The sequence below is a fragment of the Janthinobacterium sp. SUN033 genome, from assembly GCF_030397595.1.
GTDB classification, from domain to species: Bacteria; Pseudomonadota; Gammaproteobacteria; order Burkholderiales; family Burkholderiaceae_D; genus Janthinobacterium; species Janthinobacterium kumbetense.
Genome location: NZ_JAPQNV010000005.1, coordinates 408,991 through 433,052, shown reverse-complemented (window position 1 = coordinate 433,052; position 24,062 = coordinate 408,991). Strand labels below are relative to the sequence as shown.

Genomic DNA, 24,062 nt, shown 5'->3' with positions numbered 1-24,062 from the left:
GCCGTGCGCCTGCGCACCATCCGCTGGCTGCCGGCGCGCCCCTGGCTGGGCGCGCAGCGCGTGCACATCCGCCCCTCGCGCGCGGGCCTGGCCTTTGCCGTGCTGCTGCTGGCGCTGTGGATCGCCGCCGTCAACTACCGCCTGGGCCTGGGCTACGCGCTGACCTGTTTCGCGGCCGCCTGCGCCATCGCCGACATGCTGTTTGCCAGCCGTAACCTGGCGGGCCTGGCGTTGGCCGCCACGCCGGGCAATCCCGTGTTCGCGGGCAGCCAGGTCACGTTCACCTTGCGCCTGATCAACGGCAGCACGCGCCCGCGCCATGCGATCCACCTGGCCATGCGCGATTCGGCGGCGGCACCCGGCCCGGTCGATATCGCCGCCCACGGGGAAACGGCCGTCAGCATCGTCGTGGCGGCGCGGCAACGCGGATGGGTGATTGCCCCGCCGGTGCGCCTGTCCGGCAGTTTCCCGCTGGGCCTGTTTATCGCCTGGTGCCATTGGCAACCCGAGGCGCGCGTGCTCGTGTATCCGCAACCCGAGCACAACGCGCCGCCGCTGCCCTTGCCGGCTGGCACGGTACAGCAGACACGGCAGCAAACACGGCCACGCACGTCCGATGGCGCCCTGGAACTGGCAGTGGAACTGGCGGGCGTGCGCGCCTACCAAGCGGGCGACCCGCTGCGGCGCCTGGCCTGGCGCCAGATCGCACGCCATGACGGCGAGCATTTATTCAGCAAGCAATTCCAGCCAGCCGCCGACGCGCCAACGGGAGTCGCCCCTGACAGCATCGTGTTCGAGCACGCCGCCCTGCACGCGCTGGCGCCGGAAGCGCGATTGTCGCGCCTGGCCGCCTGGGTGCTGCAGGCGGAACGCACGGGCCTGCCATACGGCTTGCGCCTGGGCACGCTGACCGTGGCGCCGGCCCTGGGCGCCAGCCAGCGCGACGCCTGCCTGCGCGCGCTGGCCCTGCACGATTTGCCGCACGATTTGCCACAGGACGAGGCCATGGCATGAGGCAATGGCTAGCCAACTTGCCGCGAGACAAGGCCGACATCCTGCTGCTGTTGCTGGCCGCCGCCATGGTGCTGGCGCCGCACGCGCTGCACCTGCCCCCATGGCTGTCGGCCGCCGCTGCCGCGCCGCTGCTGTGGCGCGCCGTCATCACCGTGCGGGGCCGGCGCCAGCCGCAGGTGGCCGTGCTCGCGCCGCTGGCCTTGCTCGGCATCGCCGCCGTCTATGTCAGCTACGGCACCGTGCTGGGACGCGATGCGGGCGTGGCCATGCTGGCCTTGCTGCTGGCCTTGAAATCGCTGGAAATGCATGGCCGGCGCGACATCTTCATGTTCGTCTTCCTCAGTTTTTTCCTCCTGTTGGCGAACTTCTTTCATGCGCAAGGCATCGTCAGCGCCGCCTGGATGCTGGCCACCGTCATCGTCCTGCTGGCCGGCCTGCTGTCATCCCAGTATGGCGCCGTGCAACCGCGCCTGGCGCACAGGCTGGGCTTACTGGGACGCATGCTGGCGCTGGCCCTTCCCCTGTCGGCCGTGATGTTTCTTGCCGTGCCACGCGTCGACGGCCCCCTGTGGGGCGCGGCACCAGAAGGCATGCAGGCGCGCACGGGCTTGTCCGACAGCATGCAGCCGGGCACCATCGCCTCGCTGGCCCTGTCAAGCGAACCCGTCTTCACAGCCCGTTTCAGCATACCGCTCCCGCCGCAAGACCAGCTGTATTGGCGCGGCGTGGTGCTGGGCGACTTCGACGGCGCCACCTGGACACGCAGGGGCGCTGGCCAGCGCACGCCTGCCAGCGACAGCCGGATAGACATCGCCCTGGAAGGCCAGCCCAGCCAGTACGAAGTGACGTTGCAAGCGAGCGGCCAGCGGCTCATCTTCGCGCTCGACGTGCCGCGCAGCATCGAACGCTTGCCCGGCAATCAGTACGTCGTGTCGTCCGCGCTGGAAGTGCTGACCATACAGCCCATTACTTCGACCGTCCGTTACCGCGTCAGTTCCCAGCCCCGCTACCGCTTGCAGGCCAGCCTGACTTTTGCCCAGCAGCAGCCCTGGCTGGCCTTGCCTGCCGGCAGCAATCCGCGCAGCGTGGCCTGGGCCCGCGCATTGCGCGGCCATGGCGCGCAGGCGCTGGCGCCCACCGACGCCATCGCCGCCGTGCTCGAACACTTCCGCCGCGCACCCTTCCGCTACACCCTGCAGCCGCCGCTGCTGGGCAAGCATGGCGTCGACGACTTCCTGTTTGCCACGCAAGCGGGCTTTTGCGAACATTACGCGGGCAGCTTTGTCGTGCTGATGCGCGCCATGGGCATTCCCGCGCGCGTCGTCACCGGTTACCAGGGCGGCCTGCATGGCGAGGCAGACAACAGCCTGAGCGTGCGCCAGTCCGACGCCCATGCGTGGAGCGAAGTGTGGCTGGCGGGCCGGGGCTGGGTGCGCGTCGATCCCACCAGCGCCGTCGCGCCCCTGCGCACGGAGCGCAACCTCGATGCCGCCCTGCCGCCGGCCCCGTCGCCGCTGACGGCATGGCGCGCCCTGGCCGGCCTCGACGGCGGCGCGCACGCAGCGCTTGCCGCGTGGCGCCAGCAATGGCAGCAAGCCGAGCAAGCCTGGAGCAGCTGGGTGCTCGACACCACGCCGCAACGCCGGCGCGCCATGCTCGATGGCTTGAAAAACCTGCCGGCAAAGAAGCTGGCAGCCGCTTGCGCCGTGCTGGCCCTGCTGTTCGCCCTGGCCGGCGCACTGGTCTGGTGGCGGCAGGCGCGGCAAGGCGATCCGCTCGACGCCCTGTACGCGCAGTTTTGCCACCGGCAGACGCGGCGCGGCTACAGCCGTGCGCCGCATGAAGGCCCGCACGGTTATGCTGCCCGGTTGGCCGCAGGCAAGGCCACGCCCGAAGCGCACGCCGCCATCGCACAGTTTCTGGCAATCTATGCCGCGATGAAGTATGGTAATGCCAACCCAGACGAACAACTCCGCGCGCGGCGCAGCTTGCGCCGCCTGTTAACCCAATGCCGATGAGACGCTCCTTGTTACCGATCAAAACCTCCGCCCTGTCCCTGCTCCTCTCCCTTCCCCTGTGCCTGTCCACCGCGCACGCAGGCGAAAACAGCAATATTTCCGACGCCGACCGCGCCCGTGCCGTGCGCGCGGCCAAGGCCCAGCCCGTCAAGAAGGTCGCCGGCAAGCCGGCGGCGAAGAAAGCACCGGCGAAATTCGACTTCGAGGGCGAATTTGTCGACTATGCCAACTGGAAAGAAGTACGCGCCTTCCTCGACGACATGTCCGCCAAGCATGGCTTTAACCGCGCCGAACTCGATACCCTGATCGGCAAGGTGCGCTATGTCGAATCGACCGTGCAACTGATGAAGCCGGCCCCGCCGGGCAAGCCGAAGAACTGGCAAGCGTACAGCGCCCGCTTCATCGAGCCGGTGCGCATCAATGCGGGTGTGAAATTCTGGGAAGAAAACGCGGAAGCGCTGGCGCGCGCCGAACGCGAATATGGCGTGCCGGCCGAAATCATCGTCGGCATCATCGGCGTGGAAACTGTGTACGGACGCAACACGGGCCGCTTCCGCGTGCTCGACGCGCTGACCACCCTGGCGTTTTCCTATCCGGAAAGCCCGACCCGCGCCGCGCGCATGGAGTTTTTCAAGGGGGAACTGGAAAACGCGCTGCTGTATGCGCGCAAGGATGGCATCGATCCCTTGACCCTGCTCGGCTCGTATGCGGGCGCCATCGGCTTGCCCCAGTTCATGCCTAGCAGCATCATGAAATATGCGGTGGACTTCGATGGCGATAGTCACATCGACCTGCGCAATTCCACGGCCGATGCCATCGGCAGCGTCGCGCATTTCCTCGTCGAGCACGGCTGGCGGCGCGACGATCCCGTCATCAGCACCTATCCCGTCACCGTTTCGGCCAGCCGCGCCTGGGAAAAGTTCATCGGCCAGGGATTGCAAGCCAAGTACCGGCTGGCGGAATTGCAGGAGGCCGGCGTGAGCGCCGCCCCGTCCACGCCGCAGAACATGTTGTTCGGCCTGATCGATCTGCAAAATGGTTCAGAAGCAACTGAGTATCACTTGGCAACCAATAACTTCTTTGCTATAACTCAGTACAACAGAAGTTATTTTTATGCCATGTCAGTGATCGACTTGGGCAAGGCCATCAGTCAAGTGCGCGCACGCTAACTGAAAGTCGGTGTAAAGTTATAATATTACTTGTAAGAAAGCGTAAGGGATGTTGAAGCGACCAGAAAACAAGTCTATGGTAGGGCCGATAACATGTGCCAGCCTTGCTCGCCAGCCTTTGTGCGGCACGGAATACGGAAATGGTTTTATACTTAACTTTTGTCAAAGTACAATTTTTGTTCTATCATAGAGCATAATAAAGAATAAATAGGTGTTGCAACAAGACAACACCTATTTTGTACAAAGCAAGATTACTGGGCTTTCCGGCCTGAAATTGAATCCTGTTGTACAATTGTGTATATATTACGAAAAACTGTATCCCGGATCGTACCGTGTGTGAATTCGTTCCTTTTAGTAAAGAATGAACATGAACGCAGCAAGAGCGAGCTCCGAGTGTTTTTTACTTTGCAGTGCAACTACAGAAGGAACAATAACATCATGACAAACCAAGTCGGCATTGATATGAACAGCGATTCGGACTCCGACGATCTGCTTCAATACAACCCAAACAGATTGCTCGATACCCTGATCGAAAACCTGCGCCTGAAAAACGACGCAGCCCTGTCCCGCGCGCTGGAAGTAGCGCCACCAGTCATCAGCAAAATCCGCCACCACCGCCTGCCGGTCGGCGCATCGCTGCTGATCCGCATGCACGAAGTCAGCGACCTGAGCATCCGCGACCTGCGTTACCTGATGGGTGACCGCCGCAACAAATTCCGCATCAGCGACAAGCAATTCAAGCCAAAAGAAGGCGAAACGCCACAAGGCTGATCCTGCCAGTTGCGCAGGTTTTCCCTCCCCGCCATGGGGAGGGGGTATTTCCAGCAGTTCTCAGGCCGTTCTGGCCGATATTATTTTCCCGTATCAACTATCAAGCAGGAAACACGCCGGTCGACAGATAGCGGTCGCCACGGTCGCAGACGACGAACACGATCGTCGCGTTTTCCACCGTTTGCGAGATGCGCAGCGCGATTTCGCACGCGCCGGCGGCCGAGATGCCGCAGAACAAGCCCTCTTCCGCCGCCAGGCTGCGCGCCATGCGTTCGGCCACGCCCTGGCTCACGTATTCCACCTGGTCCACGCGCGACTTGTCATAGATTTTCGGCAAGTATGCTTCCGGCCACTTGCGGATGCCGGGAATCTGCGAACCTTCCTCGGGCTGGGCGCCGATGATCTGGATGGCGGGATTCTGCTCTTTCAAATAGCGCGACACGCCCATGATGGTGCCCGTCGTGCCCATGGCGCTGACGAAATGCGTGACCTGGCCATTGGTATCGCGCCAGATTTCCGGCCCAGTGCTTTCATAGTGGGCGCGCGAATTGTCTTCGTTGGCGAACTGGTCGAGGATCACGCCACGGCCATCCTTCTGCATCTGCTCGGCCAGGTCGCGCGCATATTCCATGCCGCCCGTCTTCGGCGTCAACAGAATGTCGGCGCCATAGGCAGCCATGCTCTGGCGGCGCTCCACGCTCAGGTTATCCGGCATCAGGAGCAGCATCTTGTAGCCGCGCAAGGCGGCGGCCATGGCCAGCGCGATGCCCGTATTGCCGCTGGTCGCCTCAATCAGGGTATCGCCCGGCTTGATGACGCCGCGCTCTTCAGCGCGCTTGAGCATGGACATGGCGGCGCGATCCTTCACAGAGCCGGCCGGATTATTGCCCTCCAGCTTGCCAAGGATGACGTTGTTGCGCGCAAGCGCATCGGCACCCGGCAAGCGCGTCAGCTGCACCAGCGGGGTATTGCCTATCGTATCTTCAAGTGTCTTGTAAGCCATCGTGTCTGTTTGAGTAGATTCAACAAAGACCCATTCTAATATGAGATGCTGGGCGGCGTATCGCTCATCGGCGCCTGCATCCGGGCCTGCGCGCGCGTCCGGCTGCGCCGCCGCATGCCGCACGGCGCCTGCCGCGCTGCCGTTTCCGGGCGTGTACAAGGGCGATTGCGGCAGGCGCGCGCCGCATGCGCTAGACTCGCCACTGTTAGTTATTTTTGTTATTTGCTTATTCAGCCTCCGAACGGACTCGCCATGGCCAGCAACACACCCGAATTCATTCCCGAAACGACGCAGGACGATCCCGTCCAGTTTGCCACGCTCGACTTGCAGGGCCGCAGCCACCAGATCTCGCCCGTCTTCACTGCACCAGAACTGCAGCGCTTGCAGCGCTATGGCACGCGGCGGCGTTTTGCCGATGGCGATACGCTGTTCGAGGCGGGCAGCAGCAGCTTCGGCATGCTGGTGATATTGTCCGGGCGGGTCAGCATCAAGCGTCACGAAGTGCTGGGGCAGGCGTCGCAGCTGCGCGAAGTGGGCGTCGGCCACTTCATTGCCGAAGTGGCGCAATTGTCCGGCCGCCCCACCCTCGTCAACGGCAGCGCCGTGGGCGCCGTGGAATTGCTCGACATCAGCTCGGAATCCTTGCGCGCGCTGATCGTGGCCGAGGCGGAGATGGGTGAACGCATCGTGCGCGCCCTGATCCTGCGCCGCGTGGCGCTGATCGAATCGAATTCGGGCGGCCCCGTGCTGGTGGGGCCGCGCGGCAACGGCAATCTGTTCCACCTGCAAAGTTTTCTGTCTAGCAATGGCCATCCGCACACGGTGCTCGATCCGGCCACGGATGCGGCCGCCGCCGCGCTGGCCGGGCGCTACCAGCCCACGTCGCAGGAGTGGCCGCTGGTGGTCTGTCCGGACGGCAAGATCATGAAGAATCCCGGCAATGCGGAACTGGGGCGCTGTCTGGGCATGCTGCCCGATTTGTCCGGCGACAAGATCTTCGACGTGCTGGTGGTGGGCGCCGGCCCTGCCGGCCTGGCCACGGCCGTGTATGCGGCGTCCGAAGGTCTCACCGTGCTGGCGCTGGAGCAGCGCGCGTACGGTGGCCAGGCAGGCGCCAGCGCGCGCATCGAAAATTACCTGGGTTTTCCCACCGGCATCTCTGGCCGCGCCTTGGCGGGGCGCGCCTATGTGCAGGCGCAAAAATTCGGCGTCGAAATCGCCACGCCGGCCAGCGCGGCCAACTTGCTGTGCGACACCTGGCCCCTGCGCGTCAACCTGTGCGACGGCACGCAGGTGCGGGCCCGCACGGTAGTGCTGTCGTGCGGCGCGCGCTATCGCCGCCCCTCGCTGGCCAACCTGAAAACGTATGAAGGACGGGGCGTGTATTACTGGGCCTCGCCCATCGAAGCCAAGCTGTGCCGGCAAGAGGAGATCATCCTGGTCGGCGGCGGCAATTCGGCCGGCCAGGCGGCCGTGTTTCTCTCCGGCCACGCCGCCAAGGTCCACATGGTGATCCGCGGCGAAGGGCTGGCGGCCAGCATGTCGAGCTATTTGATCGAGCGCATCGCCGCCACACCCAACATCACCTTGCACACGCACACGGAAATCATCGCCCTCGAAGGCGACAACGATGGATTGACGGAGGTGCGCTGGCGCAACAACCGCACGGGCGAGGAAGCCGCTTGCGCCGTGCGCCGCGTGTTTCTCTTCGTCGGCGCCGATCCGAACACGGACTGGCTGCACGACTGCGCCGTGGCCGTCGATGAACAGGGCTTTATCCGCACGGGCTTCGACGTCACGCGCGCCGAATGCCGCGCGCACGGCCATGCGGCGCATTTAGCCTATCCGCCGCCGGACTTGCCGGAGCGGGCCGCCCTGGAAACGAGCGTGCCGGGCGTGTTCGCCATCGGCGACGTGCGGGCCGGTTCCACCAAGCGCGTGGCCGCCGCCGTCGGCGAAGGGGCGGCCGTGGTGTCGCAGATTCACGGCTTCCTGGCGCGGCTGCCGGCGGGCTCCGCCTGAAAATCGTGCATTGTAGAAACTGCTACAATCGGCTGTTGCCATCCAGCTGAAAGAGTCCGCATGTCCCACACCGCCAAGCTTTCCTCGCGCCGCAGCATGCCCGCGGTCCGCTGACGGTGCGCCGCATGCTCGTCAAACTATTGCTGCTGGCCACCTTGTTTACCGTGCTCAGCATCGCCGCGCTGTACAGCTACGGGCGTTTCGCCGAGCGGTCGCTGGGTGCGCCAGGAATGGCCTTGCCCGTGGCGGCGGACGCCACCCTGCTCGACCGCGTGCTGGCGCCGCAACTGGCGCAACGCCCGGGCCACAGCGGCACGGCGCTGATCGACGACAACCTGGAAGCGTTCGCCCTGCGCGCCCTGAGCGCGCGCGAAGCGGGCCGCAGCATCGACCTGCAATACTACATCTGGCATAACGACGTCACGGGACGCCTGCTCGTGCGCGAACTGCTGCGCGCGGCCGACCGTGGCGTGCGCGTGCGCGTGTTGCTCGACGATATCAACGCGCGGGGCCAGGACGCCGCCATCCTGGCGCTCGACAGCCACCCGCTGATCGACGTGCGCATCTTCAATCCGGGTCGCAACCGCGATGGCATCTGGTTGCGCGCCATGGAAATGGCCTTGCGCGCCGTCAGCCTGAACCGGCGCATGCACAACAAGGCCTGGATCGTCGACGGCAGGGTCGCCCTCGTCGGCGGGCGCAATATCGGCGATGAATACTTCGATGCCGCAGAACAAGTCAATTTCCAGGATGCCGACTTGCTGCTGGTGGGCCCCGCCGTGCAGCAGACGAGCGACATCTTCGACCGCTTCTGGAACAGCCGCGCTGTCATTCCCATCAGCGCCTTGCACGCTGGCAAGGACGCGGGCGCATCGGAGCTACAGGCCGTGCGCGCCCGCCTCGACGCGCTGACCGGAGAACTGGGCGCCTCGCCCTACCTGCGCCAGCTGACCGATGCGGGCCAGCTGCAAGCCCACCTCGATGGCCGGCTGCGCCTGCACTGGAGCACGCACGTGCAAGTATTGTCGGACCCGCCGGAAAAAGCCGCGCCCGTGGCCAGTTTGCAGCGCAGCGAGCACTGGCTCATGCACAGCTTGCTGCCCCTGCTGACGGACGCGCGCCAGGAAGCGCTGCTGACCTCGCCATACTTCGTGCCCGGCGCGGAACTGACGCAGACCCTGGGTAAAAAGGTTGCCGCTGGCGTCCAGGTCCAGGTGCTGACCAACTCGCTGGCCGCCACCGACGTGGCCCTCGTGCATGCGGGCTATGCGCGCTACCGCCAGGCGCTGCTGGGCGGCGGCATCGAGCTGTATGAATTGAAGACCCTGCACCGCAAGCGCATCAGCCTGATGGGGTCGAGCCGCGCCAGCCTGCATACCAAGGCCGTCGTGGTGGATAGCCAGCGGGGTTTCGTCGGCTCCTTCAACCTCGATCCCCGCTCGGCCCAGCTGAATACGGAAATGGGCGTGCTGTTCGACGATGCCGCGCTGGCGGCCGACATGCGCGCGCTGTTCCAGCATTCGACGGCCAGCGACACCAGCTACCGCGTGTTCCTCGACAACGGCGCCCTGCGCTGGTCCGACGCTACCGAAGAGCCCGCCAAGGTGTGGACGCACGATCCCGAAGCTGGCTTCTGGCGCCGCACGCTGGTGTCCGTGATGCGCTGGCTGCCGATCGAATCGCAGCTGTAATCGCAGCTGTAAACTGGCTGGCGCATAAAAAAAACCCCGCGCGGCCGGTACCACGCGGGGTTTTCTTCTCGTGCTGCGCGGCACCACCACGCAACACGCTTTACAGCAACACGCTTACTTTTTCTCGGCTTCTGCCTTCTTCGCGTCGGCAGCAGCCAGTTTGGCTTCCTTCTTCGCAGCCGCTTCCGCAGCCTTGGCTTCTTTCTTGGCCGCCGTTGCTGCTTTCTTCGCGGCAGCGGCTTCCTTCTTCGTCTCGGCAGCCGTTTTCACAGGGGCGGCATCGGCCGCGGCAGCAGCGGGAGCCGGCGCGGCAGCAGGCACTGCCTTGGCGGCGGCGGCTTCCTTCTTGGCGGCAGCGGCGGCGGCCTTGGCTTCTTTCTTGGCTGCAGCAGCTTCCTTCTTCGCTTCAGCGGCCGACTTGGCTGGTGCCGCAGCGGTGTCGGTCGCAGCAGCTGGCTTCGGTGCGGCTTCTTTCGCTGCAACTTCCTTCACTGCAGCATCCTTTTTTGCCGGGGCAGCTTTCGCCGCCGAAGCGGGTGCCGCTGGCGCGCCGGACTTGGCCTGGCCATTCACTTGCAAGCCCGCTTCCGACAGTTTCACGGAGCTTTTCGGGCCGATACCTTTTACGCGGCTTTCAAAATCGGCCCAATCCTTGAAGGCGCCGCCCTTGGCGCGTTCATCGACGATGGCTTTCGACGTAACGGGGCCGATGCCCTTGACGCTGTCGAGTGCCGCCTGGTCCGCCTTGTTGACATCGACCTGGGCAAAGGCAAAGCCCATCGTCGCGATCAGGGTGGCGACGGCCAGCAGTATTTTTTTGAACATGGGTATCTCTCCGTGATGTGGTTTCAAGATGACTCGAACGCAAGGGAGGAACAGCGCCTTAACGGCTTAACGGCTGTAGCGTGATACGGTTGACAAGATGGGACTGCGGAACTGCGGGAAAACCTGCGCCAGATCAAACGGTCCGGCGCAGGCGATACAACATATTACTGCGAAAACAGCTCGTCGCGAGTGACGGTGGCAGTGCCCAGCTTGCCGACGACGATGCCGCCGGCGCGGTTGGCCGTGCGCACGGCATCGCCCAGGGCCATGCCGGCCCCCAGCATGGCTGCCATGGTGGCGATCACCGTGTCGCCGGCGCCCGAGACGTCGAACACTTCGCGCGCATCGGTCGGCATGTGCAGCACCTCATCGGCCGTGTACAAGCTCATGCCTTCTTCGGAACGGGTCAGCAGCAAGGCGTCCAGACCCAGTTGCGCGCGCATCTGCTGCGCGCGCTCCGTGAGTTGCTCCTCCGTATTCCAGCTGCCGATCACGCGGCGCAGTTCGGACTTGTTCGGAGTGAGCACTGACGCACCTGAATAGCGGCTGAAATCATCGCCTTTCGGGTCGACCATGACGATCTTGCCGGCGGCCCGGGCCGCCTTGATCATCTCGGCCACGTTCACCAGGCTGCCCTTGGCGTAGTCGGACAGGATCACCACGTCATAATGGGGCAGCAGCGCGTTGAACTGCGCCAGCTTGTCGCGCAGCACCGTATCGCTGGGCGCATCCTCGAAGTCGATGCGCAGCATCTGCTGCTGGCGGCCGATCACGCGCAGCTTGATGATGGTGGAAATGGCCGCGTCGCGCTGCAGATAGCTGTGGATGCCGCCGCCTTCGAGCAGGCGCTCGACCTGGCTGCCGGCCTCGTCATCGCCCACCACGCCGAGCAAGCTCGTCTTCGCGCCCAGCGCGGCCGCGTTGCGCGCCACGTTGGCCGCGCCGCCCAGGCGTTCCTCGCGCTTTTCGATGCGCACGATGGGCACGGGCGCTTCCGGCGAAATACGGCTGACGTCGCCGAACCAGTAGCGGTCCAGCATCACATCGCCCACCACCAGCAGGCGTACCTGGGCCAACGCGGCCGGCGCCGTCAAGGCGACCACCTCGTGGGCGCTCATGCGCGCGTCAGGATCGAGCGGCCGATCCCGTGGTATTCGATGCCATTCTCGGCCATGACGGCCGGCTCGAACAGGTTGCGCCCGTCAAAGACGACGGCCTGCTTCAGGCGCGCCTTGACCTGCTCGAAGTCGGGGCTGCGGAAGGCTTTCCATTCGGTCACGATGACCAGCGCATCGGCATCCTGCAGCGCATCCTTCGGGCTGTCGGCAAAGCGCACCTTGGCCAATTGCTCAGGCGTCAAGTCCAGTTGCAGCACGCGGCGCGCCTCGGCCATGGCGACGGGGTCATACACGGCCACCGTGGCGCCGCGCCCCAGCAAGTCGGCCAGCAGCACGCGGGCCGACGCTTCGCGCATGTCGTCCGTATTCGGCTTGAAGGCCAGGCCCCACACGGCAAAATGCCGGCCCGTCAAGTCTTCGCCGAAGCGAGCGACCACTTTGCGGCCCAGCACCTGCTTTTGCTGGTCGTTGACGGCTTCGACGGCGCGCAGGATCAGCAATTCCTGGCCGTGGCCGCGCGCCGTGCGCTCGAGCGCCTGCACGTCTTTCGGGAAGCAGGAACCGCCGTAGCCGCAACCGGCATACAGGAAGCTGTGGCCGATACGCGGGTCGGAACCGATGCCGTGGCGCACGGCTTCGATATCGACGCCCACCTTGTCGGCCAGGTTCGCCAGCTCATTCATGAACGAGATGCGCGTGGCCAGCATGGCGTTGGCCGCATATTTCGTGAATTCGGCCGAGCGCACGTCCATCCAGTAGGTGCGCTCGTGGTTGCGGTTGAACGGCGCGTACAGGCTTTTCAGCAATTCGCGCGCGCGTTCGCCGTCCGGCGTGGCGTCGACGCCGATGACGATGCGGTCAGGGCGCATGAAGTCTTCGACAGCCGCGCCTTCCTTGAGGAATTCCGGATTCGACGCGACGGAGAACGTGGCGGCCACGCCGCGCGCATCGAGTTCGCCCTGGATGGCGGCGCGCACTTTTTCGGCCGTGCCGACGGGCACGGTGGACTTGTCGACGATGACCTTGAAGTCCGTCATGTACTTGCCGATGCCGCGCGCGGCGGCCAGCACGTATTGCAGGTCGGCCGAACCGTCTTCATCGGGCGGCGTGCCGACGGCGATGAATTGCATCACGCCATGTGCGGCGGCAGCCTCGACGTCGGTGGAAAAGGTCATGCGCCCGGCGGCGCGGTTGCGCGCCACGACTTCTTCCAGGCCCGGTTCATGGATGGGGATGCCGCCGCTGTTGAGCAAGGCGACCTTCTGTACATCGAGGTCGAGGCAAAAGACGTCATTGCCCAGCTCCGCCAGGCAGGCGCCCGTCACGAGGCCCACATAGCCCGTGCCGATAATGGTGATTTTCATGGTTGTGCCGTATTTGTAATATGGGTTCTGACCTGCAAGTGCACAGCACAGGGTTCAGGGCAAGGCGCTGCAACGCAGCCATGAGCCCTGTGCTGGGCACGACTAATTCATGACGTTGAGTTCTTCCGTGCGTCGTGGCGGATAGGTTTCCCACTTGTTGCAGCCCGGGCAATGCCAATAGAACTGGCGCGCCTTGAAGCCGCAGTGGCTGCACTGGTAGCGGGCCAGCTTCTGCGTATAGCCGTGCACGAGGTTTTTCACCATCGACAGCTCCGACCAGATGGCGGCCGGCGCATCCATCATGCGCGCTTCCAGCAGTTTATCCAGGCCCAGCAGGGTCGGCGTGCGGCGCAGCTCGGCGCTGACCAGCTGTTTCGCCGCTTCCACGCCGTCGAGCTCGATGACGGCCTTGAAGACGACTTCGATCAAGTCGATCGACGACGCCTCTTCCAGGTAGGAGCGCAGCAGGTTGACGCCTTCCTGTGGACGGCCCAGCTTGGTATAACCGTCCATCAGGCGCTGCGCCACCAGGGCCACATGCGGCACGCTTTGCTGCTCCACGCGGCGCCAGGTGGTCAGCGCGCCTTCCACGTCGCCGCGCGCCAGCAGCACGTCGCCCGTCAGGATGGTGGCGCGCACGCTCTTGCGGTCCGTCTGCAAGGCTTTTTCCAGCAGCGGCATGGCTTCGTCCGGCTTCATGTGCACCAGCGCGTCATGCGCCAGTTCGCAATAGAACTGGGCGATTTCCTTCTGGCGCGCGCCGGCGCCCGATTCCTGCAAGCCCACGGCCGCTTCGATGGCGCGTGGCCATTCCTTTTCGCGCTGGTAGATTTCCAGCAGCGCGCGGCGCGCCTGGGCCGCATATTGCGTGTCGACCAGGCTGTTGAAGGTTTCTTCGGCGCGGTCCAGCAGACCCGCCTTCAGGTAATCCATGCCCAGCTCATAGGCGGCATGGCCCTGCTGCTCCAGCGGCAAGTCCGGGCGCGCCAGCAAATTCTGGTGCACGCGGATGGCGCGCTCCGTCTCGCCGCGGCGGCGGAACAGGTTACCCAGGGCAAAGTGCATATCGGCCGATTCCGGGTCCAGCTTGACGACTTCGATGAAGGCATCGATGGCCTTGTCATGCTGCTCATTGAGCAGGAAATTCAAGCCCTTGAAGTAATTGCGCGGCAGGCTGCGCGATTCGGACACCAGTTGATGAATGTCAACACGCGCGGCAATCCAGCCCAGCGCGAAAAACACGGGGATACCCAAGAGCCACCAGAGTTCAAAATCCATGCGATTGTTTTTATTCGAGTAAGAGAGATAGGAGCGATGGCGCCACTTACTGCGCGCTCACGCTGTCCGGTTGCGGCTGGACATTGCTGGCCACGCCAACGGTCTGCAGCGCGGCAATGGTGGTTTTTTGCTTGCTCGCTTCGCGGCGGTGACGGAACACGGTCGGCGTCAGGGCCAGTACGCCCAGGCTGGCGCCGGCGACAAAAAAGCCCAGCAGCATCAGGACCAGGGGGCCGCGAATTTCATAATTGAGGAAAACATGCAGGTCGACAACCTGCGCATTCTTCAGCGCGAAACTGAAGAACAGGACGAAGAGAACACAGCCAACGATGGTGGAGATGATTTTCATCGATACGCCCAGAAAGTACAAAAAATGCCCGTATGGCACAACCTTGGAATGCCTGACAGAAGCGTAGCGAGCGTCAGCGAGGCTCGGCGCCCCCTTTGGTCCGAGAAGCGCAACCGTACTGAAGTACGGTGAGCATCGCAGGCCGCAAAGCGCGACGCGCAGTAGCTTATGTCAGGCATTCTCAGCATATTAACAAAAAAAAGCGGCATCCAAGGACGCCGCTCTTTGTGTCGCCTTCCAGCAGACGATTAATCCTCGATGATCGGTTGTCCGACCATCGCGTCCACCCGCTCGCGCAACTGTTTGCCCGGCTTGAAGTGGGGTACCCGTTTTTCGGGAACCATCACCTTGTCGCCGGATTTCGGGTTGCGGCCGATGCGCGGGGGCCTGCTGTTCAGGGCAAAACTGCCAAAACCGCGGATCTCGATACGCTGACCGGTCGCCAGGGCGTTGGTCATCGCATCGAGAATGGTCTTGACGGCATACTCCGCATCTTTCGCCACCAGCTGAGAATAACGCTCAGCGAGGCGGTTGATCAGCTCGGACTTTGTCATCTGCCGTATCCGCAGTCTTAGTTCTTGTTATCGAACTTAGCTTTCAACAAGGCGCCCAGGCTGGTGGTGCCCGAAGCTGCGTTGTTGTCGGTAGCTGCCATCTTCTGCATGGCTTCCTGGGTTTCAACGTTGTCTTTCGCTTTGATCGACAGTTGGATACCACGGGCTTTGCGGTCGATGTTCAACACCATTGCTTCGACGGTGTCGCCGACTTTCAGGTGCGTACCAGCATCTTCAACGCGGTCGCGCGAGATTTCGGAAGCGCGCAGGTAGCCTTCAACTTCTTCGGACAGTTGGATCACGGCGCCTTTAGGCTCAACCGATTTAACGGTACCGGTTACCAGCGAGCCTTTGTCGTTCATGGCTGCGAAGTTGTTGAATGGGTCACCTTCCAGTTGCTTGACGCCCAGGGAAACGCGCTCGCGCTCAACGTCGATGGCCAGAACGATGGCTTCCAGTTCGTCACCTTTCTTGAAGCGACGCACGGCTTCTTCGCCGGTTTCGGTCCAGGACAGGTCGGACAGGTGCACCAGACCGTCGATGTTGCCGGCCAGGCCGATGAACACGCCGAAGTCGGTGATCGATTTGATCGCGCCGCGGACTTTGTCACCTTTCTTATGGGTAACACCGAAGTCGTCCCATGGGTTGGCTTTGCACTGTTTCATGCCCAGCGAAATACGACGACGCTCTTCGTCGATTTCCAGAACCATCACTTCTACTTCGTCGCCCAATTGGACAACTTTGTTAGGAGCAACGTTTTTGTTCGTCCAGTCCATTTCGGAAACGTGTACCAGACCTTCGATACCCTGTTCCACTTCAACGAACGCGCCGTAGTCGGTCAGGTTCGTTACTTTACCGAACAGACGGGTGCTTTGTGGGTAACGACGGGACAGACCGGTCCAAGGATCGTCGCCCAGTTGTTTCACGCCCAGCGAAACACGGTTTTTCTCTTGATCGTATTTCAGGACTTTGGCGGTGATTTCCTGGCCAACCGTCAGAACTTCCGACGGGTGACGTACACGGCGCCATGCCAGGTCGGTGATGTGCAGCAGGCCATCGATACCGCCCAGATCCACGAACGCGCCGTAGTCGGTGATATTTTTGACGACGCCGGTCACGACCGTGCCTTCTTTCAGCGTTTCCATCAGTTTCTGACGCTCTTCGCCCATCGAAGCTTCGATGACGGCGCGGCGGGACAGAACCACGTTGTTACGCTTGCGATCCAGCTTGATCACTTTGAATTCGAGGGTTTTGCCTTCGAATGGGGTGGTGTCTTTGACAGGACGGGTATCAACCAGCGAACCCGGCAGGAATGCACGGATGCCGTTGGTCAACACGGTCAGACCGCCTTTGACTTTACCATTGACGGTACCGACGACGATTTCGCCCGATTCCATCGCTTTTTCCAGAGCCAGCCACGAAGCCAGACGCTTGGCTTTGTCGCGCGACAGGATGGTATCGCCGAAACCGTTTTCCAGCGATTCGATCGCCACGGAAACGAAGTCACCAACTTTGACTTCCAGTTCGCCGTGGTCGTTCTTGAATTCTTCGACAGGGATGAATGCTTCGGATTTGAGGCCAGCGTTCACGATCACGAAATTGTGGTCGAGGCGCACGACTTCAGCGGAAATAACTTCGCCGGAGCGCATATCTTGACGCGACAACGATTCCTCGAAGAGCGCAGCAAAACTTTCCATACCGGTAGATTCGTTAGTTGTAACAGTAGACATAGGGTTCACACAGGTTATCCAGCAGAGATCGCACGATGCGACTTAAACTGGGTTAGGTTTTTGACACACCCGGACAGGCCAGGAGCCGTCAACGGGCACCACATAGCATGCACTACACATCAATACACGCTATTTTGCTGCTTATTTTGCAACTGCGGCATACCATTTCAACACGGTTTCGACGGCATCATCTGCCGTCATGGCCGAGGTATCGAGGACATGCGCCCCTTCCGCGGGGACCAGCGGCGCAATCGCACGGTGAGTATCACGTTCGTCCCGCGCCTGCAAATCCATCAGAAGGTCTTCCATATTAGCAGAAAAACCCTTGTCTATCAATTGCTTGTAGCGCCGTTGCGCGCGCGCCTCGACGCTGGCGGTCAGGAACACCTTCAACGGGGCGTGCGGGAAGATCACCGTGCCCATGTCGCGTCCGTCGGCCACCAGGCCCGGCGTCTTGCGAAAGCCCAGCTGCAAACCGACCAAGGCATGGCGAACAGTTGGCAAAACAGCAATTTTCGACGCCGTATTCCCCACTTCTTCGGCACGGATCTGCTCGGTGACATTTTCATGCGCCAGCAGGATCTCGCCGCCCGCAAAATGGCAGGGCAAGTGCTCGGCCAGCTTGGCCAGCGCGTGCTCGTCCCGCAAGTCCGTGCCGCGGCGCAGCGCGCTCAAGGCCGTCAGGCGGTACAGCGCGCCCGAGTCCAGGTAATGAAAGCCCAGCTTGTCTGCCACGCGGTGCGCCACCGTGCCCTTGCCGGAAGCGGTAGGGCCGTCGATGGCGATGACTGGGATGTTGGAGGTCGGCATAGTGTTAGCAATCAATTAAATCAAAGTGTCTTTGGCAATCCCCGCGAAGGCGGCGAAATACTCGGGGAAGGTCTTGGCCACGCATTTCGGGTCGTTGATGCGCATCTCGTTGCCGCGGCGCGCGGCGCCGTCCAGCGAAGCCAGCGAAAAGCACATGGCCATGCGGTGGTCGTCATACGTGTCGATGGTGGCGGCAAGAATCTGCGCCGCCGGCGTCACGCGCAGGTAATCGGCACCCTCTTCCACTTCCGCGCCCAGCTTGCGCAGTTCCGTTGCCATGGCGGCCAGGCGGTCCGTCTCTTTTACGCGCCAGCTGGCGATATTGCGCAAGGTCGAAGTGCCGTCCGCGTACAGGGCGGCCACGGCGATCGTCATGGCCGCATCGGGGATGTGGTTAAAGTCCATGTCGACGGCTTTCAGCACGCCGTTCGAACGGGCTTCGATCCAGTTCTCGCCCATGGTGATGGTCGCGCCCATCTGCTGCAAGGCTTCGACGAAGCGCACGTCGCCCTGGATGCTGTCGCGCCCCACGCCTTCCACGCGCACGGGACCGCCGCCGATGGCGCCGGCCGCCAGGAAATACGAGGCCGACGAAGCGTCGCCTTCCACGTGGATGGTGCCCGGGCTTTGGTATTGCTGGCCCGGCTGCACGGTGAACGACTGCCAGCCGTCATGTTCGACCGTCACGCCGAAACGGCGCATCAGGTTCAGGGTGATCTCGATGTACGGCTTCGAAATCAGCTCGCCCGTGACATCGATGGTGACGGCATGATCGCGCGCCATCAGCGGCGCCACCATCAAGAGGGCCGTCAGGAACTGGCTCGACACGTTGCCGCGCACGGCGATGCGCTGCGCGTGGATGTGGCCGCGGCGGATGCGCAGCGGCGGGAAGCCCTGCTCGCCCGTGTATTCGATCTGCGTGCCGACGGCGTTCAGCGCGTCGACCAGGTCGCCGATCGGGCGCTCGTGCATGCGCGACACGCCGTGCAAGGTGTAATCGCCGCCGATGACGGCCAGCGCCGCCGTCAGCGGGCGGATCGCCGTACCGGCATTGCCCATGAAGAGGTCAGCCTCGTGGTGCGGGAACACGCCGCCGCAGCCTTCCACGTGGTGGATCTGGTGCGCGGTGGCCGGGTCGCCCTGCAACTCGTCCTGCGTCCATTTGACGCCCAGCGACGTCAGGGCCGTCAGCATGACGAAGGTGTCGTCGGAAGCGAGCAGGTCGACGATCTTCGTCGTGCCCTTGGCCAGCGCGGCCAGCAGCAGCACGCGGTTGGAAATGCTTTTCGAGCCGGGCAAGCGCACCGTGCCCTCGGCGTGCATCACCGGTTTCAAGTCGATATGGTGGGGGTAGTGCTTGGTCTGGGTCATGCTGGAATCCTTGAGTATTTATTGTGCGGGCGCGGGAGCTTCCGCCGTCTCGATCGCCTCGATCCATTGCTGCCGCGCGTGCTGGGCGTTCGCGTACACGCCCTCGATGGCGGCGCCGTCGTTCGCGGCCAGGTGGGCGCGCAAGGTCGTCAACTGCGCCAGGTAGGCGTCCAGTTCGTGCAGCAGCGCCGGCTGGTTGGCCAGGCTGATGTCGCGCCACATTTCCGGCGATGAGCCGGCGATGCGCGTAAAGTCGCGAAAGCCGCTGGCCGCGTATTGAAACAGCAGGCCCGCGTGCGGTTTGTTGGCGATGTCGTCGACCAGCGCAAAGGCCAGCAAATGCGGCAGATGGCTGACGGCGGCAAACACCTTGTCATGTTCTTCGGGGCTCAAGGTGTGCAGGATGGCGCCGCAGGCGCGCCACGCGGCCGCCACGCGCTCGACGTCGTCCGCGGCGTTTTCCGCCAGCGGCGTGAGCACCACTTTCTTGCCTTGATACAGATCAATGATGGCGGCGTCGGGACCATTCGTCTCGCGCCCCGCGATCGGGTGGCCGGGCACGAATTGCGCCACCTTGCCGCCAAGCGCCGCGCGCGCGGCCGCCACCACGTCGCTCTTCGTGCTGCCCCCATCGGTGACGATGGTGCCGGGCTGCAGGTGCGGCGCGATGGATGCCAGGATGGGCCCCGTCTGCGCCACGGGCGCGGCCAGCAGCACCAGGTCGGCGCCATGCAAGGCTTGCGCCATGTCGCCGCCGATCTCGTCGATGATACCCAGTTCGAGCGCGCGCACCATCGACGCGCGTGAGCGGCCCATGCCGACTACGGTTTGAACCGCGCCCGCGTGTTTCAAGGCGCGCGCGAACGATCCGCCGATCAGGCCTACGCCAAAAATGACGACCTTCTTCAGTGCAGGCGTCGTCATGGCGTCAGGCCAGCGCTTTCGTCAGCGCGGCGATGAAGATGGCGTTTTCCTGCGGCAGGCCGATGGAAATGCGCAGCCATTGCGGCAAGCCATAGCTGCCCACGGGGCGCACGATCACGCCCTGTTTCAGCAGCGCCAGGTTCACGCGCGCGCCCGCTTCATCATCGTCGCCCACCTTCACCAGCACGAAATTGCCGTGCGACGGCACGTATTCCAGGCCCAGTTGCGCAAACGCTTCCGTAAACTGCTGGTAGCCGGCCGCGTTGTTGCGCGCGCTTTGCTCGAGGAAGGCCTTGTCGTTCAGGGCGGCAATCGCGGCCGCCTGCGCCAGCGAATTGACGTTGAATGGCTGGCGGATGCGGTTCATCAGGTCCGTCAGCACCGGCTGGGCGATGGCGAAGCCGATGCGCAGGCCGGCCAGGCCATACGCCTTCGACAGGGTGCGCGAGACCACCAGGTTCGGATACTGGCGCACCCACGCCGTCGACTCGTACTGCTCGTCGGCCGACAGGAATTCGTTGTAGGCTTCGTCCAGCACGACGACGACATGCGCCGGCACTTTCTGCAGGAAGGCTTCGAGCTGCGCCGCCGTCAGGAAGGTGCCCGTCGGGTTGTTCGGGTTGGCGATGAAAATCAGACGCGTGTCGTCCGTGATCGCCGCCGCCATGGCGTCCAGGTCATGGCCATAGGCTTGCGCGGGCACGACGAGGTGGCGCGCGCCCAGGCCTTGCGTGGCCAGCGCGTACACGGCGAACGAATACTGCGAGTACACGACGGATTCGCCATGCTGCACGAAGGCGTGCGCGGCGATTTCCAGGATGTCGTTGCTGCCGTTGCCCAGGGTGATCCAGTCGGCCGGCACGTCATAGCGCTTCGACAGCACGGCTTTCAGGTCGAAGCCGTTGGCGTCCGGGTAGCGGCCCAGGTCATCGATGGCGGCGATCATCGCCTGCTTGGCCGATTCCGGCATGCCGTACGGGTTTTCATTCGACGCCAGCTTGACGATGGCTGCCTCGTCGAGGCCGAATTCGCGCGCGACTTCCGCGATCGGTTTGCCGCTCTGGTAAGGGGCGATGGCGCGGACGTATTCTGGACCGATATTTTTAGACATGGTGTTCTTTAAAAAAGTGGGTGATTGTAAGAATAGCTACAGCTTCACAGGCTGACAGGATATGACCCCAGCACCTTGAAAAACGCCGCATTGCTTTGCAGCTCGGCCAGCGCCTGGGCGACGGCTGCGTCGTGCACGTGACCCTCCACGTCGACATAGAAATAATACTCCCAGCTGCCCATGCGCGCCGGGCGCGACTCGAAGCGCGTCATCGACACGCCGTGTTTCGCCAGGGGCGCCAGCAACTGGTACACGGCGCCCGCCTTGTTCGGCACGGCCAGCACCAGCGACGTCTGGTCCTTGCCCGACGGCGCCGTCTGCAAGGTACCGACGACGGCAAAGCGCGTGCGGTTGTGCGGGTCGTCCTGGATATGGCCCTTGACCACGCCCAGCTTGTACTGCGCGCCCGCCAGTTCGCTGGCGATGGCCGCCACCGTGCCGTCTTCGCCGGCCATGCGGGCCGCTTCGGCGTTCGACGCCACGGCATGGCGCGCGATGTGCGGGTAGTTCTGGTTCAGCCACACCTGGCACTGCGCCAGCGCCTGCGAATGGGCGCAGATGGCGGTGACGCCATCCATGTTGCCGCTCTTCGTCATCAGGCTGTGGTGCACGGCGATCGCCACCTCGCCGCTGATGATAAGGCTCGTCTGCAGCATCATGTCCAGGGTGCGGTTGACGGCGCCTTCCGAGGAATTTTCGATCGGCACCACACCGAAATCCGCCGTTCCCGCCTCGGCGGAACGGAATACTTCGTCGATGGACGCGCATGGCAAGCCTTCCACGGCGCTGCCGAACTGCTGGTACACGGCCTGTTCGCTGAAGGTGCCGGCCGGGCCAAGGTACGCCACAGTGACCCGTTTTTCCAGCGAGCGGCAGGACGACATGATTTCGCGGAAGATGGTCTGCACTTCGCGGTCGCCCATGGGGCCGGGATTGCGTTCGGCCACGCCGCGCAGCACCTGCGCCTCGCGCTCGGGACGGAACACGGGAGCCTGGGTTTCGGCTTTCACGTGGCCCACTTGCTGGGCAATTTGCGCGCGGCGGTTCAGCAGTTCGAGGATTTGCGCATCGATCGCATCGATCTGTTCGCGCAGCGGTTTCAATTTATCGGTCATGGTTGGTTTGTTTCGTCAGCTGTACTTCAATCATGGCCGCGCGGCCTGCGCCGGCGGCGGGCCGGCGCGGTCGTCTAGGCGACTCAGCGTCCGGCAAACTCGTTCAAATAGTTGACCAGGGCTTGCACGCCCTCGATCGGCATCGCGTTATAAATCGATGCACGCATGCCGCCGACGGACTTGTGGCCCTTCAGTTGCAGCAGGCCGCGCTGTTTCGCACCGGCCAGGAATGCGTCGTTCAGACTTTCATCGCGCAGATAGAACGGGATGGTCATGCGCGAGCGGTATTCTGGGGCGACCCGGTTCTGGTAAAAGTCGTCCGCATCGAGCGCCGCGTACAGCAGCGCCGCTTTCTCAATATTACGCTGTTCCATGGCTGCAACGCCACCCTGGCGTTTGAGCCACTGGAAAACCAGGCCGGCGATATAGATGCCGTAGGTGGGCGGCGTGTTGTACATCGACTCATGTTCGGCCACGATGCTCCAGTCGAAGGCCGACGGGCAGATCGGCAGCGCCTTGCCCAGCAAGTCTTCGCGCACGATGACCAGGGTCAGGCCGGCCGGGCCGATATTTTTCTGCGCGCCGCCGAAGATGACGCCATATTGCGATACATCAATAACACGCGACAAAATGTGCGACGACATGTCGGCCACGATGGTGGTCCCTGCCGGCACGTTCGGCGCCTGCTGGAATTCCACGCCGTCGATGGTTTCATTGGTGCAGATGTGCAGGTAGGCGGCGCCCGGCGTCAGCTGCCATTCGGCGACCGGCGGCACGCCCGTGAAACGGCCGGCCTTGGACGACGCGGCCACGTTGACGTTGGCGTACTTGGCCGCTTCCTGGATCGACTTGCCGGACCACGAGCCCGTGTGCACGAAGTCCACGGTGGCCGGCTGCTGCGCTGCCAGGCCCACCAGGTTCATGGGAATGATGGCGTTCTCGCCCAGGCCACCGCCCTGCAGGAACAGGATCTTGTAGTTCTCGGGCACGGCCAGCAGCTCGCGCAGGTCGGCTACTGCCTGCTGGTAGATGGAAATGAATTCGGGACCACGGTGGCTCATTTCCATCACCGACATGCCACTGCCATGCCAGTCCTGCATCTCGGCAGCCGCTTGCGCCAGCACTTCCTTGGGCAGGACGGCGGGGCCGGCGGAAAAATTGTAGATATGGGTCACGATACGGTCCTTGGCAAAATGAAAATCTTATTGGGGCGACTGCGTGGCCGCCCGCATGACCTGGTCCAGCACCGCATTCACGCGCGGGATCAGCACGCGCTGGCTGATGGCCATCGATTCGGCAGACAGTTGCGGCATGGTGGCCAGCATCTTGCGGCCCAGCGGCGTCTTGTAGAAGGTCGTCAGCTGCTCGACTTCGGGCACCGTATAAAAGCGCGCGTACAGGGGCACCATTTCGGCGGCCAGTTCGTCGATCAGGGTCGGGTCGGCCAGCACCTGCGTCAGGGTGGCGATGGCCAGGGGGATTTCTTCCTCGGCGCTGGCCAGCGCGCGCGCCTTGCGCTGCTCGTCCAGGTTCGGGTTGCTGCTGATTTGCTGCTGCGCCGACTGGCGGATCATGGCCGGCACCGATTGCAGCATCTGGTCGAAGATGTTGCGCGTCAGTTGCGGAAACTGCATCGCGTCGAGCATGCGCCGCACGGCCACCTTCATGGCGGGGCTGGGCGCCGCCTGGCGGGCGGGCGTGGCTTGCGTGCTCTGGGCCAGGGCCGGCAGGGTCGCAAGGAAGGCCAGCGAAAACGCGGCGAAGAAGGTGGCGACGATTTTTCTCATGGCATGCGGGACTTTACAAAAGCGGGGAATATCTGGGG

The 24,062-nt window shown here is 63.4% G+C and carries 21 protein-coding genes; 6 read left to right on the top strand and 15 right to left on the bottom strand.

From position 1 onward, the window contains the following. The first annotated feature begins 3 nt into the window (after nt 1-3). The 4 genes from OX460_RS22565 to OX460_RS22550 all read left to right on the top strand — a co-directional run bounded on the left by OX460_RS22565 (nt 4) and on the right by OX460_RS22550 (nt 4,972). Entirely contained in the window at nt 4-1,014 is a 1,011-nt protein-coding gene (locus tag OX460_RS22565; protein ID WP_289899990.1) for a DUF58 domain-containing protein, read from the top strand. Next, nucleotides 1,011-3,032 carry a DUF3488 and transglutaminase-like domain-containing protein gene (locus tag OX460_RS22560; RefSeq protein ID WP_289899989.1) on the top strand — a complete coding sequence of 674 codons (2,022 nt, stop codon included), beginning with the start codon at nt 1,011-1,013 and terminating at the stop codon, nt 3,030-3,032. Before OX460_RS22565 ends, OX460_RS22560 begins: the two co-directional genes overlap by 4 nt. A gap of 8 nt (nt 3,033-3,040) precedes the next feature. Next, the gene (gene mltB / locus OX460_RS22555; protein ID WP_289899988.1) at nt 3,041-4,201 is read left to right on the top strand and encodes a lytic murein transglycosylase B; all 1,161 of its coding nucleotides are present in this window, start codon (nt 3,041-3,043) and stop codon (nt 4,199-4,201) included. A 438-nt stretch (nt 4,202-4,639) separates the two neighbouring features. After that, entirely contained in the window at nt 4,640-4,972 is a 333-nt protein-coding gene (locus OX460_RS22550) for a hypothetical protein (protein WP_034751784.1), read from the top strand. Between the two features lie 100 nt (nt 4,973-5,072). On the opposite strand, the gene cysM is transcribed toward OX460_RS22550, so the two are convergent. Beyond that, entirely contained in the window at nt 5,073-5,975 is a 903-nt protein-coding gene (gene cysM / locus OX460_RS22545; RefSeq protein ID WP_035825682.1) for a cysteine synthase CysM, read from the bottom strand. Between the two features lie 252 nt (nt 5,976-6,227). On the opposite strand from cysM, the gene OX460_RS22540 reads away from it, so the two are divergent. Continuing rightward, a complete protein-coding gene (locus OX460_RS22540; protein WP_289899987.1) occupies nt 6,228-7,997 on the top strand; it encodes an FAD-dependent oxidoreductase in 1,770 nt (589 codons plus the stop codon). 125 nt (nt 7,998-8,122) lie between these two features. Next, nucleotides 8,123-9,688, top strand: coding sequence for a phospholipase D family protein (locus OX460_RS22535; RefSeq protein ID WP_289899986.1), 1,566 nt, complete (start codon nt 8,123-8,125; stop codon nt 9,686-9,688). 114 nt (nt 9,689-9,802) lie between these two features. Here OX460_RS22535 and OX460_RS22530 read toward each other — a convergent pair whose 3' ends face one another. From OX460_RS22530 to OX460_RS22465, 14 genes are all read right to left on the bottom strand, one after another. Continuing rightward, nucleotides 9,803-10,513, bottom strand: a complete 711-nt coding sequence (locus OX460_RS22530) for a helix-hairpin-helix domain-containing protein (RefSeq protein ID WP_289899985.1) — start codon at nt 10,511-10,513, stop codon at nt 9,803-9,805. A 164-nt stretch (nt 10,514-10,677) separates the two neighbouring features. Further along, nucleotides 10,678-11,631: a D-glycero-beta-D-manno-heptose-7-phosphate kinase gene (gene rfaE1 / locus OX460_RS22525; RefSeq protein ID WP_251349952.1), complete on the bottom strand. Its 954-nt coding sequence runs from the start codon at nt 11,629-11,631 to the stop codon at nt 10,678-10,680. Further along, a complete protein-coding gene (locus tag OX460_RS22520; protein WP_099665144.1) occupies nt 11,628-12,995 on the bottom strand; it encodes a UDP-glucose/GDP-mannose dehydrogenase family protein in 1,368 nt (455 codons plus the stop codon). The genes rfaE1 and OX460_RS22520 overlap by 4 nt, the downstream gene beginning before the upstream one ends. Nucleotides 12,996-13,097: 102 nt before the next feature. Then, nucleotides 13,098-14,273, bottom strand: coding sequence for a lipopolysaccharide assembly protein LapB (gene lapB / locus OX460_RS22515; protein WP_077400762.1), 1,176 nt, complete (start codon nt 14,271-14,273; stop codon nt 13,098-13,100). Nucleotides 14,274-14,319: 46 nt separating this feature from the next. Further along, complete coding sequence (locus OX460_RS22510) at nt 14,320-14,622, bottom strand: LapA family protein (protein ID WP_077400759.1); 303 nt, start codon at nt 14,620-14,622, stop codon at nt 14,320-14,322. Nucleotides 14,623-14,870: 248 nt separating this feature from the next. Then, entirely contained in the window at nt 14,871-15,176 is a 306-nt protein-coding gene (locus OX460_RS22505) for an integration host factor subunit beta (RefSeq protein WP_008446215.1), read from the bottom strand. Nucleotides 15,177-15,193: 17 nt separating this feature from the next. Beyond that, nucleotides 15,194-16,906, bottom strand: a complete 1,713-nt coding sequence (rpsA, locus tag OX460_RS22500) for a 30S ribosomal protein S1 (protein WP_071650172.1) — start codon at nt 16,904-16,906, stop codon at nt 15,194-15,196. A gap of 141 nt (nt 16,907-17,047) precedes the next feature. Further along, nucleotides 17,048-17,716: a (d)CMP kinase gene (cmk, locus tag OX460_RS22495; protein WP_099665145.1), complete on the bottom strand. Its 669-nt coding sequence runs from the start codon at nt 17,714-17,716 to the stop codon at nt 17,048-17,050. 15 nt (nt 17,717-17,731) lie between these two features. Further along, complete coding sequence (gene aroA / locus OX460_RS22490; RefSeq protein WP_289899984.1) at nt 17,732-19,087, bottom strand: 3-phosphoshikimate 1-carboxyvinyltransferase; 1,356 nt, start codon at nt 19,085-19,087, stop codon at nt 17,732-17,734. Nucleotides 19,088-19,105: 18 nt separating this feature from the next. Continuing rightward, nucleotides 19,106-20,011: a prephenate dehydrogenase/arogenate dehydrogenase family protein gene (locus OX460_RS22485; protein ID WP_289899983.1), complete on the bottom strand. Its 906-nt coding sequence runs from the start codon at nt 20,009-20,011 to the stop codon at nt 19,106-19,108. Nucleotides 20,012-20,015: 4 nt separating this feature from the next. Further along, the gene (gene hisC, locus OX460_RS22480) at nt 20,016-21,122 is read right to left on the bottom strand and encodes a histidinol-phosphate transaminase (RefSeq protein WP_289899982.1); all 1,107 of its coding nucleotides are present in this window, start codon (nt 21,120-21,122) and stop codon (nt 20,016-20,018) included. Between the two features lie 44 nt (nt 21,123-21,166). Beyond that, nucleotides 21,167-22,237, bottom strand: a complete 1,071-nt coding sequence (gene pheA, locus OX460_RS22475) for a prephenate dehydratase (protein WP_077400751.1) — start codon at nt 22,235-22,237, stop codon at nt 21,167-21,169. An 83-nt stretch (nt 22,238-22,320) separates the two neighbouring features. Continuing rightward, nucleotides 22,321-23,412 (bottom strand): 3-phosphoserine/phosphohydroxythreonine transaminase, encoded by a 1,092-nt coding sequence (gene serC / locus OX460_RS22470; RefSeq protein ID WP_289899981.1) that lies wholly within the window; start codon nt 23,410-23,412, stop codon nt 22,321-22,323. A 27-nt stretch (nt 23,413-23,439) separates the two neighbouring features. Further along, nucleotides 23,440-24,024, bottom strand: a complete 585-nt coding sequence (locus OX460_RS22465; RefSeq protein WP_251349946.1) for a DUF2059 domain-containing protein — start codon at nt 24,022-24,024, stop codon at nt 23,440-23,442. Nucleotides 24,025-24,062: the final 38 nt, after the last annotated feature.

Bases quoted from the DNA above. Each gene is read 5' to 3' on its own strand.
- OX460_RS22560 (WP_289899989.1), top strand. From the start codon at position 1,011: ATGAGGCAATGGCTAGCCAACTTGCCGCGAGACAAGGCCGACATCCTG.
- OX460_RS22550 (WP_034751784.1), top strand. From the start codon at position 4,640: ATGACAAACCAAGTCGGCATTGATATGAACAGCGATTCGGACTCCGAC.
- cysM (WP_035825682.1), bottom strand. From the start codon at position 5,975: ATGGCTTACAAGACACTTGAAGATACGATAGGCAATACCCCGCTGGTG.
- OX460_RS22540 (WP_289899987.1), top strand. From the start codon at position 6,228: ATGGCCAGCAACACACCCGAATTCATTCCCGAAACGACGCAGGACGAT.
- OX460_RS22535 (WP_289899986.1), top strand. From the start codon at position 8,123: ATGCTCGTCAAACTATTGCTGCTGGCCACCTTGTTTACCGTGCTCAGC.
- OX460_RS22530 (WP_289899985.1), bottom strand. From the start codon at position 10,513: ATGTTCAAAAAAATACTGCTGGCCGTCGCCACCCTGATCGCGACGATG.
- rfaE1 (WP_251349952.1), bottom strand. From the start codon at position 11,631: ATGAGCGCCCACGAGGTGGTCGCCTTGACGGCGCCGGCCGCGTTGGCC.
- OX460_RS22520 (WP_099665144.1), bottom strand. From the start codon at position 12,995: ATGAAAATCACCATTATCGGCACGGGCTATGTGGGCCTCGTGACGGGC.
- lapB (WP_077400762.1), bottom strand. From the start codon at position 14,273: ATGGATTTTGAACTCTGGTGGCTCTTGGGTATCCCCGTGTTTTTCGCG.
- OX460_RS22510 (WP_077400759.1), bottom strand. From the start codon at position 14,622: ATGAAAATCATCTCCACCATCGTTGGCTGTGTTCTCTTCGTCCTGTTC.
- OX460_RS22505 (WP_008446215.1), bottom strand. From the start codon at position 15,176: ATGACAAAGTCCGAGCTGATCAACCGCCTCGCTGAGCGTTATTCTCAG.
- rpsA (WP_071650172.1), bottom strand. From the start codon at position 16,906: ATGTCTACTGTTACAACTAACGAATCTACCGGTATGGAAAGTTTTGCT.
- cmk (WP_099665145.1), bottom strand. From the start codon at position 17,716: ATGCCGACCTCCAACATCCCAGTCATCGCCATCGACGGCCCTACCGCT.
- aroA (WP_289899984.1), bottom strand. From the start codon at position 19,087: ATGACCCAGACCAAGCACTACCCCCACCATATCGACTTGAAACCGGTG.
- OX460_RS22485 (WP_289899983.1), bottom strand. From the start codon at position 20,011: ATGACGACGCCTGCACTGAAGAAGGTCGTCATTTTTGGCGTAGGCCTG.
- hisC (WP_289899982.1), bottom strand. From the start codon at position 21,122: ATGTCTAAAAATATCGGTCCAGAATACGTCCGCGCCATCGCCCCTTAC.
- pheA (WP_077400751.1), bottom strand. From the start codon at position 22,237: ATGACCGATAAATTGAAACCGCTGCGCGAACAGATCGATGCGATCGAT.
- OX460_RS22465 (WP_251349946.1), bottom strand. From the start codon at position 24,024: ATGAGAAAAATCGTCGCCACCTTCTTCGCCGCGTTTTCGCTGGCCTTC.